14 protein-coding genes and 1 riboswitch are annotated in these 14,649 nt (G+C 66.6%); of the genes, 3 read left to right on the forward strand and 11 right to left on the reverse strand.

Annotated elements, in window-relative coordinates; all coding sequences use genetic code 11:
- Positions 1-237: 237 nt before the first annotated feature.
- The 3 genes from OHA42_RS02300 to pta form a co-directional block, all read right to left on the reverse strand.
- Positions 238-1,104, reverse strand: a complete 867-nt coding sequence (locus OHA42_RS02300) for an alpha/beta fold hydrolase (RefSeq protein ID WP_406234148.1) — start codon at positions 1,102-1,104, stop codon at positions 238-240.
- Between the two features lie 352 nt (positions 1,105-1,456).
- Positions 1,457-2,674 (reverse strand): acetate kinase, encoded by a 1,218-nt coding sequence (locus OHA42_RS02305; protein ID WP_406234150.1) that lies wholly within the window; start codon positions 2,672-2,674, stop codon positions 1,457-1,459.
- A 126-nt stretch (positions 2,675-2,800) separates the two neighbouring features.
- Positions 2,801-4,873 (reverse strand): phosphate acetyltransferase, encoded by a 2,073-nt coding sequence (gene pta, locus OHA42_RS02310; protein ID WP_406234152.1) that lies wholly within the window; start codon positions 4,871-4,873, stop codon positions 2,801-2,803.
- 82 nt (positions 4,874-4,955) lie between these two features.
- Here pta and OHA42_RS02315 point away from each other — a divergent pair, with 82 nt between their 5' ends.
- Entirely contained in the window at positions 4,956-5,462 is a 507-nt protein-coding gene (locus OHA42_RS02315) for a nitroreductase family deazaflavin-dependent oxidoreductase (RefSeq protein ID WP_406234154.1), read from the forward strand.
- Positions 5,463-5,561: 99 nt separating this feature from the next.
- Here OHA42_RS02315 and OHA42_RS02320 read toward each other — a convergent pair whose 3' ends face one another.
- Together OHA42_RS02320 and fgd are read right to left on the reverse strand one after the other, a co-directional pair.
- Entirely contained in the window at positions 5,562-5,981 is a 420-nt protein-coding gene (locus tag OHA42_RS02320) for a hypothetical protein (protein WP_406234156.1), read from the reverse strand.
- 147 nt (positions 5,982-6,128) lie between these two features.
- Positions 6,129-7,139: a glucose-6-phosphate dehydrogenase (coenzyme-F420) gene (gene fgd, locus OHA42_RS02325; protein WP_406234158.1), complete on the reverse strand. Its 1,011-nt coding sequence runs from the start codon at positions 7,137-7,139 to the stop codon at positions 6,129-6,131.
- Between the two features lie 440 nt (positions 7,140-7,579).
- Between fgd and OHA42_RS02330 the strand changes: the two genes are divergently transcribed.
- Positions 7,580-8,338 carry an HAD-IIA family hydrolase gene (locus OHA42_RS02330; protein ID WP_406239009.1) on the forward strand — a complete coding sequence of 253 codons (759 nt, stop codon included), beginning with the start codon at positions 7,580-7,582 and terminating at the stop codon, positions 8,336-8,338.
- Positions 8,339-8,644: 306 nt separating this feature from the next.
- Here OHA42_RS02330 and OHA42_RS02335 read toward each other — a convergent pair whose 3' ends face one another.
- The 6 genes from OHA42_RS02335 to OHA42_RS02360 all read right to left on the reverse strand — a co-directional run bounded on the left by OHA42_RS02335 (position 8,645) and on the right by OHA42_RS02360 (position 12,903).
- Positions 8,645-9,100 (reverse strand): MarR family winged helix-turn-helix transcriptional regulator, encoded by a 456-nt coding sequence (locus OHA42_RS02335; RefSeq protein WP_406234160.1) that lies wholly within the window; start codon positions 9,098-9,100, stop codon positions 8,645-8,647.
- Between the two features lie 108 nt (positions 9,101-9,208).
- Positions 9,209-9,850, reverse strand: a complete 642-nt coding sequence (locus OHA42_RS02340) for a type 1 glutamine amidotransferase family protein (RefSeq protein WP_406234162.1) — start codon at positions 9,848-9,850, stop codon at positions 9,209-9,211.
- Positions 9,851-10,084: 234 nt separating this feature from the next.
- Complete coding sequence (locus OHA42_RS02345) at positions 10,085-10,531, reverse strand: RpiB/LacA/LacB family sugar-phosphate isomerase (RefSeq protein WP_406234164.1); 447 nt, start codon at positions 10,529-10,531, stop codon at positions 10,085-10,087.
- Between the two features lie 95 nt (positions 10,532-10,626).
- Positions 10,627-11,841: an O-succinylhomoserine sulfhydrylase gene (locus OHA42_RS02350; RefSeq protein ID WP_406239011.1), complete on the reverse strand. Its 1,215-nt coding sequence runs from the start codon at positions 11,839-11,841 to the stop codon at positions 10,627-10,629.
- Positions 11,838-12,254, reverse strand: coding sequence for a rhodanese-like domain-containing protein (locus OHA42_RS02355; RefSeq protein ID WP_406234165.1), 417 nt, complete (start codon positions 12,252-12,254; stop codon positions 11,838-11,840). Before OHA42_RS02355 ends, OHA42_RS02350 begins: the two co-directional genes overlap by 4 nt.
- A gap of 14 nt (positions 12,255-12,268) precedes the next feature.
- Positions 12,269-12,385, reverse strand: a riboswitch (SAM riboswitch).
- A 62-nt stretch (positions 12,386-12,447) separates the two neighbouring features.
- Entirely contained in the window at positions 12,448-12,903 is a 456-nt protein-coding gene (locus tag OHA42_RS02360) for a hypothetical protein (RefSeq protein WP_328406942.1), read from the reverse strand.
- Between the two features lie 340 nt (positions 12,904-13,243).
- Here OHA42_RS02360 and OHA42_RS02365 point away from each other — a divergent pair, with 340 nt between their 5' ends.
- Positions 13,244-14,632: an FAD-dependent oxidoreductase gene (locus OHA42_RS02365; protein ID WP_406234167.1), complete on the forward strand. Its 1,389-nt coding sequence runs from the start codon at positions 13,244-13,246 to the stop codon at positions 14,630-14,632.
- The last annotated feature ends 17 nt before the right edge of the window (positions 14,633-14,649 follow it).

The raw sequence follows: 14,649 nt of genomic DNA on the forward strand, positions 1-14,649 counted from the left end.
CCTCATTCACCCGCAACCACATTCGTCGATCCAGCCCAACATGGCCGATCCGCAGGCAACTCACCACCAGCTACGGCTGACGATAGTTTCGGACGCTCACCAAGAAAAACCCGGCTGAGGAAGACCGGCTGGGTCGGATCTGTCGGAACAGTCGGCACGCCGAAACCCTGGGAGCTACCAGATGCCCCGGCCCGTGCCGGTGGCTGCACATTACAGCCACCGGGTCCGGTTGATTTCCTACCCCGCCAGCACCTCACGCAGCTTGGTGGCGAAGCCGTCCGGGTCACCCTGCTGGCCGAACTCGCCGCCGAGGAAGCCGCCGTGGTTGCTGGGGAAATCCACCGGCGTCGAGCCCAGCTGTTCGGCGACGGCTACGCCGGCCCGGTAGGCCAGTTCTCCTTCCGATTCCACGCCGATGGCGACGACGATGCGGGTGGCGACGGCGCGCAGTGCCTCGAAATCGTGGATGTAGTGGGTGGTCGGGACGATGTTCTGGCCGACGAGTGCGTCGTTGCGGGAGCCGTCGTCCTCGGTCGGGAGGCCGAACATGCTGGGATCGACCGGGAAGGCGGGGAACTCGGCGGGGATTTCGCCTTTGAGGCTGATCAGGGTAATGAATTTGGCCATGGCGAGGCCGAAGCCGTCGCTGAGATAGGTGTCGTGGATGTGCAGGGTGGCCGCCAGTGCGTGCTCGCTGTCGGGGAGGTAGCGGACGGCGGGGGGCTCGTGTGCGACGAGGGTGCGGACGTGGTCGGGATGCTTGGCGACCAGGGCGAGGGCATTGACCGCGCCGCCGCTGCTGGCGAAGAGGTCGATCGGGCCGCCGCCGACCGCGTCGATGACGCGACGCAGATCGTCCGCGTGCAGGTCAGGGTTGGATTCGCTGGTGGGGTCGGTCTTTTCGCTGCGGCCGGTGCCGCGCGGGTCGTAGGTGACGACCGTGCGATCGGGGAAGCGGGCGGCCAGGCTGACGAATCCACTGGCGTCCATGGGCGAGCCGATCATCATCAGGATCGGCTCGTCGTGGGCCTGCTCGGCTTGGCGTACGTCGTAGGCGATTTCGGCGCCGGGGGTTTCGACGGTGTAGGTCTTCAGCTCGGTCATGGTGGTCGCTCCTTCTTTGTTGGTTGTTCGTACAGACGAACGGGAGCGTTGAAACTCATCGGTCTATCCGCAGCAGCCACGTGAGCAGTTTGTTCACAGGCACTAAGAAAAAACCCGGCCGGAAGGGAAGACCGGCCGGGTCGGATCTGTCGGAACAGCCGGCACACCGAAACCCCGGGAGCCGCGTGCACCCAGCGAGCTCCGGGGGCAGCCGGAGCGAGCAATTCGGGAGGGGCGAGGGCATCGCTGACCCGAGAGCACGCGGATCGGGTTGCCCGGGATCTCGGTGGGCCGGCGAACTTGATCCGATACCAATACTGGCGTATCGACCATGAGGATTTCGTGAGGGTTTCTAGACCTGTTCGGCGGCTACCACGCGCTGCGCCGCGCGGGCGATGGCCAGTTCCTCATTGGTCGGAACGACCAGCACGGCCACTTCGGCTCCCGGTGCCGAAATATGCCGGGCCGTGCGGTCTTTCGCGGTGTTGAGCGCGGGGTCGACCGCAATGCCGAAGCGGGAGAGCTCGGCGAGGGCGTCGGCGCGAACCTGTGGGCTGTTCTCTCCGACACCCGCGGTGAAGGTGATGGCGTCGAGGCGACCCAGCTCCACCATGTACGCGCCGAGGTAGCGGCGCAGTCGGTGGATATATACGTCGTAGGCGAGCTTCGCCGCGGCGTCGCCCTGATCGATGAGCCGTTGCAGCTCACGGAAATCGTTGACTCCCGACAGCCCCTTCAGGCCCGAGTTCCGGTTCAGAAGCTCGTCGACCTGGTCGATATTCAGATCGGCCGAGCGCATGAGGTGCGGCACGATGCCCGGGTCGAGATCGCCGGACCTGGTGCCCATCACCAAGCCCTCCAGTGGGGTCAGACCCATTGTCGTGTCGACCGGGTGACCGCCCTTGATCGCCGAGGCCGAAGCGCCGTTACCCAGGTGGAAGACAATCTGATTCAGGTCGGCGGGATCGCGATCGAGCAGCTCCGCGACCCGCCCGGAGACGTATTCGTGCGAAGTGCCGTGAAAACCGTATTTCCGAATGCCCTGCGCGGCAGCGACCTTCGCATCGATCGCGTAGGTCTTCGCGGCATCGGGCAGGCTGTGGAAGAACGCGGTGTCGAACACCGCGACCTGCGGTACGCCCGGCAATAGCTTCCTGGCACTCTCGATGCCCGCAACATTGGCCGGATTGTGCAGCGGCGCAAGCGAAGACAGCTCCGAAATCGCGGTGACCACGGCATCGTCGATCAGCGTCGGCCGGTAGAACACCTCGCCGCCGTGCACCACTCGATGCCCGACCGCGTGCACCCCCTCGCTCGCCAGATCACGTCCGGTCTCGGCAAACATCTCGAAGACCAGCCGCAGTCCGGCGGTGTGATCAGCGACCGGCTCATGACGCTCGACGGTCAGCCCCTCGGCACGATGCTCGATCCCGGCGTTCGCCTCGCCGATCCGGTCGACCATGCCCGAAGCCGCGACAGTGCTCGACTCCGGGTCCAGCAGCTGGTATTTGATCGACGACGAGCCGGAATTGATCACCAGCACCAGACCATCGGCACGTTCGCTGCTCATGACGTCTCCTGTGTCCCGCGAGAGTTCACATCGCCTCCAGGGTCCTGCGGTGCTCTCGCACACGTTCAGCAACCGCGATCACGACGCGAATGTTCCACATTGTCCCTGTGCCGCGGGACACCCCCGTCACTCTCCGTGCGCCTGAATCGCGGTGATCGCCACGGTGTTGACGATGTCGGCGACCAGAGCGCCGCGGGACAGATCGTTGACCGGCTTGCGCAGCCCCTGCAGCACCGGGCCGATGGCGATCGCGCCCGCACTGCGCTGCACTGCCTTGTAGGTGTTGTTGCCGGTATTGAGATCGGGAAACACGAACACCGTTGCGCGGCCTGCCACCTCGGAATCCGGCAGCTTGGTGGTGGCGACGGTCGGCTCGATCGCCGCGTCGTATTGAATCGGGCCCTCCACCAGCAGTTCCGGCGCACGCTCGCGGACCAGCTTGGTCGCCACCCGTACCTTGTCCACATCGGCGCCGCTACCCGATTCACCGGTCGAGTACGACAGCATGGCCACCCGCGGCTCGATGCCGAACCTGGCCGCGGTGCCCGCCGAGGAGATCGCGATATCGGCCAGCTGCTCCGACGTCGGATCGGGGACCACCGCGCAGTCGCCATAGGCGAGCACCCGGTCGGCAAGGCACATCAGGAACACACTGGACACCGTGGCGACGCCGGGCGTGGTCTTGATGATCTCGAACGACGGCCGGATGGTGTGCGCGGTGGTGTGCGCGGCACCGGACACCATGCCGTCGGCAATGCCCTTGTGAACCATCATGGTGCCGAAATACGAGATGTCGGTCATGGTTTCGCGGGCGTGCTCGACGGTCATGCCCTTGTGCGCGCGCAGCTCCGCGTACTCCGCGGCGAAATCATCAAGATATCCCGAAGTGGCGGGATCGAGTACCTTCGCGGCGGCGATATCGACGCCCAGTTCGGCGGCCCGGGCCCGGATGGACCCCTCGTCACCGAGAATGACCAGGTCGGCGATCTTGCGCTGCAGCACCCGACCCGCGGCACGCAGGATGCGGTCGTCGTCGCCCTCGGGCAGCACAATGCGCTTGCGGTCCGCGCGCGCCCGCTCGATGAGCTGGTACTCGAACATCTGCGGGGTCACCACCGAGCTGCGCGGAACGTCGATGCGCCGCAACAACTCCGCGTCGTCGACCCGCTGCTCCATCAGCGCGAGAGCGGTGTCGACCTTGCGCGGGCTACCCGCCGACATCCGGCCGCGGGTACGGTAGGCGGCGCTGGCCGTGTCGTAGGTGCCGAGCTCGGTGGTGAGGATCGGCAGCTTCGGTTTGAGACCGGTCATCAGTCGCGCGACCGCGGGATGCGGGAGCATGCCGCCGTTCATGATGATGCCCGACAGCGACGGAAAGCCTTCCGCCTCATGCGCATTCACCACGCTGAGCAGCACGTCCGAGCGGTCGCCCGGCGCGATGACCACGACGCCGTCGACAAGCCGCTCCAGAATGTGTTCGGCCGTCATGCCGCCGACCATGATCTCCCGCGCCTCGCGATGCAGCAATTCCTGGTCGCCGCTGTACATTTCGCCGTCGATCGCGGTGCACAGCTCGGCCATGGTGGGCGCAATCAGCAACGGCACTTCCGGCAGCGTCCAGGACGGCACATCGAAGCCCTGCAAGGCCGAGCACACCTCGTCGAGCTGGTCCGGATCGCAGCGGTTGGCGATGATCGCGACCAGCTGCGCGTGCTCGAGGGCCAGTTCGCTCGCGCACAGCTCGGCCAGCTGCCGCACCTCCTCCGGGGTGCGGCCGGAGCCGCGCACCACCAACAGCACCGGTGCGCCGAGGTTCACCGCGATCCTGGCGTTGAAACGCAGCTCGCTGGGGCTGGCCACGTCGGTGTAGTCGCTGCCGACGATCACCACCGCATCGCACACCTTGGCGACCTCGTGGAAGCGCATCACGATCTCGCTGATCGCGGCATCGGGATCGGCGTGCACCTGGTCGTAGGTGACGCCGATGGCCTGCGCGTAATCGATATCGGCTGTGCTGTGTTCGAGCAGCAGTTCGAGAATGTAATCCGGCTCGGTGGTCGAGCGGGTGATCGGCCGGAACACCCCGACCCGAGCGGTGGTCGCGCACAGCATCTGGAGCATCCCGAGCGCCACCGTCGATTTTCCGGTGTCACCCTCCGGAGACGCGATGTACACAGCGGATGGAGCAGATTCGGCCATGGTCGAAGCTTAGTAAACGGATGGCAACTCCCCGCCTTCCCGAGTCTTCAGGAAGCTTCTCGCAACGCCGTATAGTCCGGGCATGGCTGAGCAGTTCCCGGACCGGCAATGGGGTTCGCGCACCAATGTTCTTTCCCGCGCAGCGAATAAGCTCGCGGCTACCAAGCCCGGTTCGTGGTTCATTCGGAAGATCACACCACTGGATCGCGCACTGCTCGAGCGCACCGACGCCAAGTACACCGTGCTCGGCCCGATCGGTGCGCCCGTCATCCTGCTGACCAGCATCGGCCGCAAGTCCGGCGAGCCGCGGACCCAGCCGCTGCTCTATGTGCACGACGGTGACACGTTGTACGTGATCGGCAGCAACTTCGGTCAGGCCAAGCACCCGGCCTGGACCGCCAATCTGCTGGCGAACCCGCAGGCCACCGTCGCCATCGCGGGTGAACGCATCCCCGTCCAGGCCACCCTGGTCGCCGAGGCCGACAAGGACGCCGTCTTCGCCCGCTTCGTCGAAATCACCGGCGCCTACGACGCCTACCGCTCCCGCACCACCCGCGACCTGCGCATCTTCGCACTCACCCGGGCCTGAGATGTGCTCACGACTGGTCTTTCGCCTGCCGCAGTCCCTCGAAGGACTCGATGATGTGGTGGCGGCGACCCGTGCGATGGCCGCCACCACACCGTCGATCTAGCCCCCGAAGCTACCGGTTGCGGGCTTGGCGGCCGGGACCGTGACCGTGACCAGCTCAGACAACTGGTATCCCGCGTCGCCCGCGCAGCCTCCCCTGGCCGTGATCGTCGTCCCCGGCTCGAGACCTTCCAGCGTCGTCTTGATCGTCTGGCCGGGGTTGGCCAGCGACTCCGGGCGAGAACCGCCGAAGAACACATGGTTGTTGTCGGGTCCGACGCCGGCCTCTGCCCAGCACTGACCCTGGTCGTTCGGATTGTGCAGCGTCGCGGTCACCGTTCCCGGTCCGGTGCCCGCGAAGGTGACGTCAGGGGCCTTGAACGGCGTCGCGGCGCTGGCGGGCGCTGCGGTAGTGGGGGCGAACAGTACGGCCGCCGCGGAGGCGGCAAGGAGGACGGCTCCATGAATTCGTCGGTTCATCACATGACCGGATCATTCCCTGGAACAGCTTTCAGCACAACAAAATTCGCTGCCAGAGCTGGGGATACCCGCTAGAACACACACCGCGCAGGCGGTGGGACATGGCCGCGGCGACTGTCACGAGCGCCGCGTGGCCATGTTCGATTGTCAGCCGAGCGCGCGCAGGCGCGGGGCCAGGTCGCGCTGGAAGAGGTCGAGGAAGCGACGCTGGTCGTGGCCGGGCGCGTGGAAGACCAGGTGGTTGAGGCCCGCGTCCAAGTAGGGCTTGATGAGGTCGACGGCCTGGTCGGGGTCGCTCGCAACGATCCAGCGCTTGGCGATCTGGTCGATGGGGAGGGCGTCGGCGGCGGCCTCCATTTCGATCGGGTCGGTGATGCTGTGCTTCTGCTCGGGGGTCAGCGACAGCGGGGCCCAGAAGCGGGTGTTCTCCAGGGCCAGTTCGGGATCGGTGTCGTAGGAGATCTTGATCTCGATCATTCGGTCGATGTCGTCGACGGTGCGGCCTGCCTTCGCGGCACCCTCGGCGACGGCGGGCATCAGCTTATCGGTGTAGAGATCCATGCCCTTGCCGGAGGTGCAGATGAAACCGTCACCGGCGCGGCCCGCGTACCGGGCCACCAATGGACCGCCCGCAGCGATGTAGACCGGGATACCGCCCTTGGGGACGTCGTAGATCGAGGCGCCGACAGTGCGGTAGTACTGACCGTCGAAGTCGGTGCGCTCGCCGGTCCACAGTGCGCGCATCAGGTCGACCGATTCGCGCAGACGGGCGAAACGCTCCTTGAATTCCGGCCATTCGCCGGTGAACCCGGTGGCGATCTCGTTGAGCGCCTCACCGGAGCCGACGCCGAGCATGATCCGGTCCGGATACAGACAGCCCATGGTGGCGAAGGCCTGCGCGATCACCGCGGGGTTGTAGCGGAAGGTCGGGGTGAGCACCGAGGTGCCGAGCTGGATGCGCTCGGTGCGCTCGCCGACCGCGGCCATCCAGGCCAGCGAGAACGGCGCATGCCCGCCCTTGTGGCGCCACGGCTGGAAGTGGTCGCTCACGGTGGCGCTGTCGAGCCCGTGTTCCTCGGCGAGCACCGCGATCTCGACCAACTCCCGAGGTCCGAACTGCTCAGCCGATGCCTTGTACCCGAGCTTGAGCTCACCCATGTGCGCCACTCCTGTCGCTTAGCTGCCACGGTTCGTGTGCGGGCGTTCCCGCATCACGTTTCGGCCGTATCAACGCTTCATCGTGTCGCGATAGTCCGCGTCGCGGCACGACGGTCCTCCGCGTTTCAGACGGCCGTCCTCGACCATAGTCAGCGACTGACCTTGATGTGTGAAGGGTCGCACCGAGTCGATCCCCTGCCCACGATCACCTGGAATCGGCGGCTGCTGCGCCTTCGCTCAGCCCGGCGCAAACGGCTGCTTCGCCTTCGCTCAGCCCAGCGCAAACGGCTGCTCCGCCCACGCTCAGCCCAGCGCAAACGGGCCGCTCCGCCCACGCTCAGCCCGGCGCAGGTCGGCGACGGACTTCGTCCGGCTGCGCCATAGTGGACAATTGGCCGGTGACCGCCATTGACGAGCCCATCCTCTCCTATCTCACCGACATGGACGGCGTGCTGGTGCACGAGGACCACATGATCCCGGGGGCGGACAAGTTCCTGGCAGAGCTGCGGTCCAACGAGATCCCGTTCCTGGTGCTCACCAACAACTCGATCCGCACCCCGCGCGACCTGCAGGCCCGGCTGCGCCACACCGGATTGGACATTCCGGAAGAGGCCATCTGGACCTCCGCCCTGGCCACCGCCACCTTCCTCAATGACCAGCGCCCGAACGGAACCGCCTATGTCGTCGGCGAATCCGGGCTCACCACGGCGCTGCACGAGATCGGCTACGTGCTGACCGACAGCGATCCCGACTATGTCGTGCTCGGCGAGACCCGCACGTACTCCTTCGAGGCGATCACCACCGCCATCCGCCTCGTCGACCGCGGCGCCCGGTTCATCGCCACCAACCCGGACCCGACCGGTCCTTCCCGCGACGGCCTGCTGCCTGCCACCGGCTCGGTCGCCGCCCTGATCACCCGCGCGACCGGCCGCGACCCCTACTACGTCGGCAAGCCGAACTCGCTGATGATGCGGTCGGCCCTGCGCCGCATCGGCGCCCACTCCCAGTCCACCGTGATGATCGGCGACCGAATGGACACCGACGTCATCTCCGGACTCGAGGCGGGTATGCGAACCATCCTCGTCACCACCGGCATCTCCACCCGCGCCTCGGTAGAGCAATTCCCCTACCGTCCGACCCTGGTCGTCGATTCGGTCGCGGACCTCGTCGGCCGTACCCGGACACCGTTCACCGACTGACCGTTCGAAGACGACCGCAGTCGGGTCGAACACGCTGCACTGCACCGGTCTTCGTGGATCCGGCAGGGCTCCCTGCGCGACGGCGGCGGGTATAGGCGATCGTGAGTGCTATGACCAGCGGTCCCCACACCGACAATGGCGCACAGCAGAGGTGCATTGTCAGCCCGGCAGTTCCGTGCGGGAAGTCTCGGTGACTGAGCGGTCCCTGCGGTCTCAGGGCAATGACCGAGCAGAGACCCGGCACTGCGGCGGCGCCCACCGATCAGCGCGTGTCCGGCGAGCTTGTGACGGCGATCTGGGTGGCGTTCAGGTTCGTTCGTCGGCAATCGCGTCCAGCGCCGCCGACAGCTTGGTCAGTACGTCCACAGTGCGGGCAAGCTGTTCTGGGCCGAGTTCGGCCGCCAGTCGCTGTGCCATCACGGCGTGATGGGGGTTGATGCGCTTGATGGCGTCGCGACCGGCGTCGGTGGGCGCCACCAATTTCGCGCGGCGGTGGGCGGGGTTCGGGCGGTATTCGGCAAGTCCCTTGTCCACCAACAGATCCGCGATGCGCTGCACGCTCTGACGGGTAATGCCCATCGCCCTCGCGATGCCCGCCACCGGAAGCGGTTCGCGCAGCACCCCGCCGAGCACTTGCCACCAAGCCGCAGTAATGCCCCCGGGCTGGGCGAGTTCTTCTGCGATCGTGAGGAATTGGCCATTGAGCCGGAACGAGGTGATGGCGGCGGTGCTGAAGAGCTCCTGTTCAGGTGTGTCACTCATGCCGAGCAGTCCTCCTGTGCCGCACGGCTTTCGGTGCCGGGCATGCCACCTCCTCGATGTGGATCGTCGGCGATCCGACCGTTCGATCGGATCGCCGTGGATTGTCCCTCAGTGGGAGGTTCCCGCCATCTGCGCCTCGTATTCGGCGAGCACGGCATAGCCTGCCGGATCACTGTGCGCATAGAGCCGGTACCAGCCGTCGAGCACGTGCGGCTCGTACACACCGAGCCTGCCCAGCACCTCGCGGGCGAACTCGAAGGGTGCGGTCCCGCTCGCGGTGATCAGATCGCCGTCGGTCACCGCAGGCTCGTTCACGTAGCGGTCGCCGCCCGAATATCCGCTGTAGGCAAGGAATTCCGCGACATTACTGGTGTGCGCGCGAGTGTCGAGCAGACCCTCCTTCGCCAGCCCGAAGGTGGCGCCACAGATGCCCGCGACCGGCACACCCGCATCGAGGAACGCCCCGGCCAGCCGCGCGAACGGGGCAAGTTCACCCGTAACCCACGTATCGGCGCCGGGCAGGATCAGCATCGCGCTGTCGGCCGGGGCGAGGTCGGCGATCGCCACATCCGGCACAATCCGCACCCCACCCATCGTGGTGATCGGATCCGTGGTCAGCCCGACCGTCTTGACCTGGAACTTTCCGGGCTCTTTATGCCAGTCGTGCTTGTTGATGTGCGCAGTGGCAGCACCAACCTCCCAGTCGGCGAGAGTGTCATAAACGGCCATGTGAACTGTTTGCGTGGACATGACAGTATCCTGTCATATTTGACAGCATCCTGTCAACACTGCAAGCGAGGCCGATCTCGGGAGGTCATCGACGGTAGCGAAATGGCGGTTGGTTACGAAGGCAGAGCAACCATTCGACTACGCCCGCCCCTATCACCGGGCACACCGCGACACCACGGGTTCAGGCGCTCGACGGTACGGGGCAAAGGGCGCGCGACCTGCGGATCGGTGCAGGAACGGGCCGACCCGATTCGTTCAGTGGGTGCGCTCGAGCTTCGAGAGGTGCGCGATATTGGCTCGATCGTCCGAGTCCGTGCTCGGCTCCGTCACGAACCAGGCGTCGAGGATCTCCGTCAGCAGGGCACTCGAGGTCGTCCGCAGGCTCAGCGCAAGGACATTCGCGTCATTCCACTTGCGCGCACCGGCCGCGGTGGCGGCATCACCACACAGCGCGGCCCGGATACCGGCCACCTTGTTCGCGGCGATCGACGCACCGGTTCCGGTCCAGCAGCAAACGATGGCTTGCTCGGCTCGCCCCTCGGCGACATCACGCGCCGCCGCCGCACTGGCCCAGGCCCAGTCGTCGCGCTCCACCTCGGAAAGCGCCCCGTGCGCGAGCGTCTCCAGCCCGCGCCGATGCAGCTCCTCGATCAGTTCCTTCGCCACCCCGACACGCTCGTCTGCCGCCACCGAGATCCGCATACGTCCAGGGTAGGCACCCGGCGGCGCCGCAGGTCGCCGAACGGGACATCACCGTGCTGGTTACTCGACGATGTCCCGCTCGCGGCGCGGACGCTCTAGCTGAGAGCGTGGTCGAGGTCGTCGAGAAGGTCTTCGACGTCTTCGAGACCCACCGAGATGCGGACGACGCCGTCGGTGAGGCCGATGGTCGCGCGACCTTCCGGGCCCATGGCGCGGTGGGTGGTGGTGGCCGGGTGGGTGATGAGGGTCTTGGAGTCGCCGAGGTTGTTGGAGATGTCGACGATGCGCAAGCGATTGAGCACCTCGAAGGCGCGCTTCTTGCCCTCATCCGCAGGCGCGTTCAGCTCGAAGGTGACCACCGTGCCGCCGCCGCTCATCTGGCTCACGGCCAGTGCGTGCTGCGGATGTGATTCCAGGAAGGGGTATTTCACCCAGCCGACAGACTTGTTGCCCTCGAGGAACTGAGCGATGCGCAGCGCGGATTCCGTGGAATGACGCACCCGCAGCGGCATCGTCTCCAAGCCCTTGAGCAGCGTCCACGCATTGAACGGGCTCAAGGCGGGACCGGTGTGGCGCATCAGATTCTTCACCGGGCCATCGATGTAGTCCTGCGCACCGAGAATCGCGCCGCCGAGCACCCGGCCCTGGCCGTCGATGTGCTTGGTACCGGAATACACCAGGACGTCGGCGCCGAGTTCGAAACCACGCTGCAGCAGCGGCGTGGCGAAGACGTTGTCCAGCACCACCTTCGCGCCCGCGGCGTGTGCGAGTTCGGTGACCCGGCGCACGTCCACCAGCGTCTGCATCGGGTTGGCAGGCGTCTCGAAGAACACCGCCTGGGTGGGCACCGACAATGCCTGCTCCCACTGATCCAGGTCGTCACCGTCGACGAAGACGGTTTCGATCCCCCAGCGCGGCAGAATCTCGTTGCACACCACGAAGCAGGAGCCGAACAGGCTGCGTGCGGCCACCAGTCGGTCACCGGCGCCGAGCAGCGCGCCGAGCGCGGTGAAGACGGCGGACATGCCGCTCGCCGTGGCGAAGCAGGCGTCGGCGCCATCCATCAGCCGCAGCCGCTCCTCGAACATGGCGACCGTCGGGTTGCCGTAGCGGGAGTAGACGAAATGTTCGACATCGCCGGTGAACGCGGCCTCGGCGGCCTCGGCGCTCTCGTAGACGAAGCCGGAGGTCAGATACAGCGCTTCGGCCGTCTCCTCGAAACCGGAGCGTCGCAAGCCACCGCGCACGCCGAGGGTCGCCGGACCGACGCCATCGGGCAGTGGCTTGTCGAAGGAGCCGCCGGTGATCACGACTGCCGCCACGGGAGGCCGATGGCCCGCCAGCCGGAGCCGCCACGATGACCGGTCGCGTCGAGGCCGCCCTCGAAGCCATCCAGCACGTTGTAGGACGGTCCGATCCCGACCCCGGTCGCGATGTTCGCGGCATGCGCGGAACGCTGGCCGGAGCGACACAGGAACACGACGGGGGCCTCCGGGTTGCGGCCGTCGAGCGCCTGGGTCAGCTGCTCGACGAACGCACCATTGCGGGTGCCGGTGCCGTCGACCCACTCGATCAGCACCGTCGGGCGCTCGATCGATGTGGTGTCGGGAACTCCGACGAAGCGCCATTCGGCTTCGGTACGCACGTCCACCAGGACGGCTTCGGGGTTGTCCCGCAGTAATTCCCACGCCTGCTGCGGGGTGATGTCACCGGCATAACTCATGTGGACCTCCTGTGAATCCGCTCTTGCCGCACCTGGGTTTCGGTGCGCGGCCAGGTCGTCACCCGGAGCACCCCGCCGCGGAGGAGGGTTGCCGACCAGCAAGCCGGGGCTTGACGCTGGTTCTCATGACCTGGTTCTGAGATTGCCTGGGCGGGGGTCACCCTGTCAAACCCCAGTTCACGACGCGGGATGGTCAACCGCAGATGAGCCAGCGGTCGCCCGATCGCGTCAGATTCCAGGTCGCCGTGGCTGCCTTGCCGTCGACCTCCGTGGTGACCGTCGCCTTCGCCCGGTCACCGTCGACCATCGGATTCTCGATTTTTGTTATCTCGACGGTCTTTCCGGTTTCGAGGCCGCCGAGCTGGGTGGCCAGCGACGACTTGCGCTCGTCGAATCCGTCGCACGCCACACCCGGCGGCGGCGTGACGTCGCTGCGACCGCGAGCCTCGGCGTAGTTGCGGACCGCCGCCGCGATCCGGTCTGCTTCTGTGACATTTTTCTCAGCCGGTGACAGCAGCCCGCCGAGCACGATCCCGACGACCACGATGACCGCGACCACCGCCGCCGCGATGAACGGCCACGGGGTGCGGGAGTCGGTCTGGTCGACCTCGATTACGGCGTCGCCGTCGGTGTCTTGCTGATCGGTCATGTTCACGATGATCCCTGGTCGGCGGGGTTATCGAGCGCCCACCCCCGAACTCGGCGACACGCCGCGGAGGATCCGTGCGCACATCGGTTACCTCGGGGCACACCGTGGGTAAGCAGTGGGAGGCAGGCCGTCGTGGCCGCAAGCCGGTCACCGCACCGGCGCGGGCTGCCACGCGGACCACCGATAGAATCGCGAGACTGCGGCCTGCTGTCATAGCTGATATGACAGCGAGTCGGCACCAGTGTCCGCACATCAGGTGCAACCACAGCGGCGCGTCGAGTTAGCCTAGGCTAAGACCGACGCCATTAATTGTTTTCGACCTTAAGGGTGCGCGTAAGAGATGACCGAACAGAGTGCAGCGACCCGCCCGCTCCGCATCGCGATCGTGGGCGCAGGGCCGGCCGGCATCTACGCCGCCGACGCATTGATGAAGTCCGATGCGCAAGTGTCGATCGACTTGTTCGAGCGCATGCCTGCTCCGTTCGGGCTGATCCGCTACGGCGTCGCGCCCGACCATCCGCGCATCAAGGGCATCATCACCGCCCTGCACAAGGTGCTCGACAAGCCGCAGGTGCGCCTGCTCGGCAACATCGACTACGGCACCGACATCACCCTCGACGACCTGCGCACCTTCTATGACGCGGTCATCTTCTCCACCGGCGCCAACGCCGACCGCGCCCTGGACATCCCCGGCATCGGTCTCGACGGCAGCTACGGCGCGGCGGACTTCGTGTCCTGGTACGACGGACACCCCGATGTGCCGCGCACCTGGCCGCTGGAAGCCGAGAAGGTCGCCGTCCTCGGTGTCGGCAATGTGGCGCTCGACGTGGCACGGGTGCTCGCCAAGACCGGCGACGAATTGCTGCCCACCGAGATTCCGCCGAACGTCTACCAGGGCCTCAAGGCCAACAAGGCGGTCGAGGTCCACGTGTTCGGCCGCCGCGGCCCCGCCCAGGCGAAGTTCACCCCGCTGGAGCTGCGCGAGCTGGACCACTCCCCGACCATCGAGGTCATCGTCGATCCGGAAGACATCGACTACGACGAGGGCTCCGAGGCCGCGCGCCGGCACTCCAAGCAGGTCGACATGATCGCCAACACCCTCGAGCAGTGGGCCATCCGCGACGCGGGCAACCGCCCGCACAAGCTGTTCCTGCACTTCTTCGAGTCCCCTTCGGAGATCATCGGCGAGAACGGCCAGGTCGTCGGCTTGCGCACCGAGCGAACCCAGCTCGACGGCACCGGAAACGTCAAGGGCACCGGGGTGTACCGGAACTGGGACGTCCAGGCCGTGTACCGCGCTGTCGGCTACCTGTCACAGAACCTCACCAACCTGCCCTTCGACGATCAGGCAGGCACCGTGCCCAACGAGGCCGGTCGCGTGATCGGTGACGAGAACGCGGACGGCGCCGACCGCTACCTGCCCGCCACCTACGTCACCGGCTGGATCAAGCGCGGCCCCGTCGGCCTCATCGGCCACACCAAGGGCGACGCCAACGAAACCGTGGCCTGCCTGCTCGACGACAGCACGAACTTCACCCCGGCTGCCCAGCCGGAGCTGGACGCAGTGACCGCCTTCCTGGAGAGCAAGGGCATCCCGTTCACCACCTGGCAGGGCTGGTACCGCCTGGACGCGCACGAGCGCGCCCTCGGCGAGCCGGAGGGTCGCGAACGCGTCAAGGTGGTCGAGCGTGAAGACATGCTGCGTGCCAGCGAGCCGCACAAGGTCTGAGCCCCGCTCGATGTGAT

Source organism: Nocardia sp. NBC_01009 (genome assembly GCF_045208035.1).
Lineage (GTDB): Bacteria > Actinomycetota > Actinomycetes > Mycobacteriales > Mycobacteriaceae > Nocardia.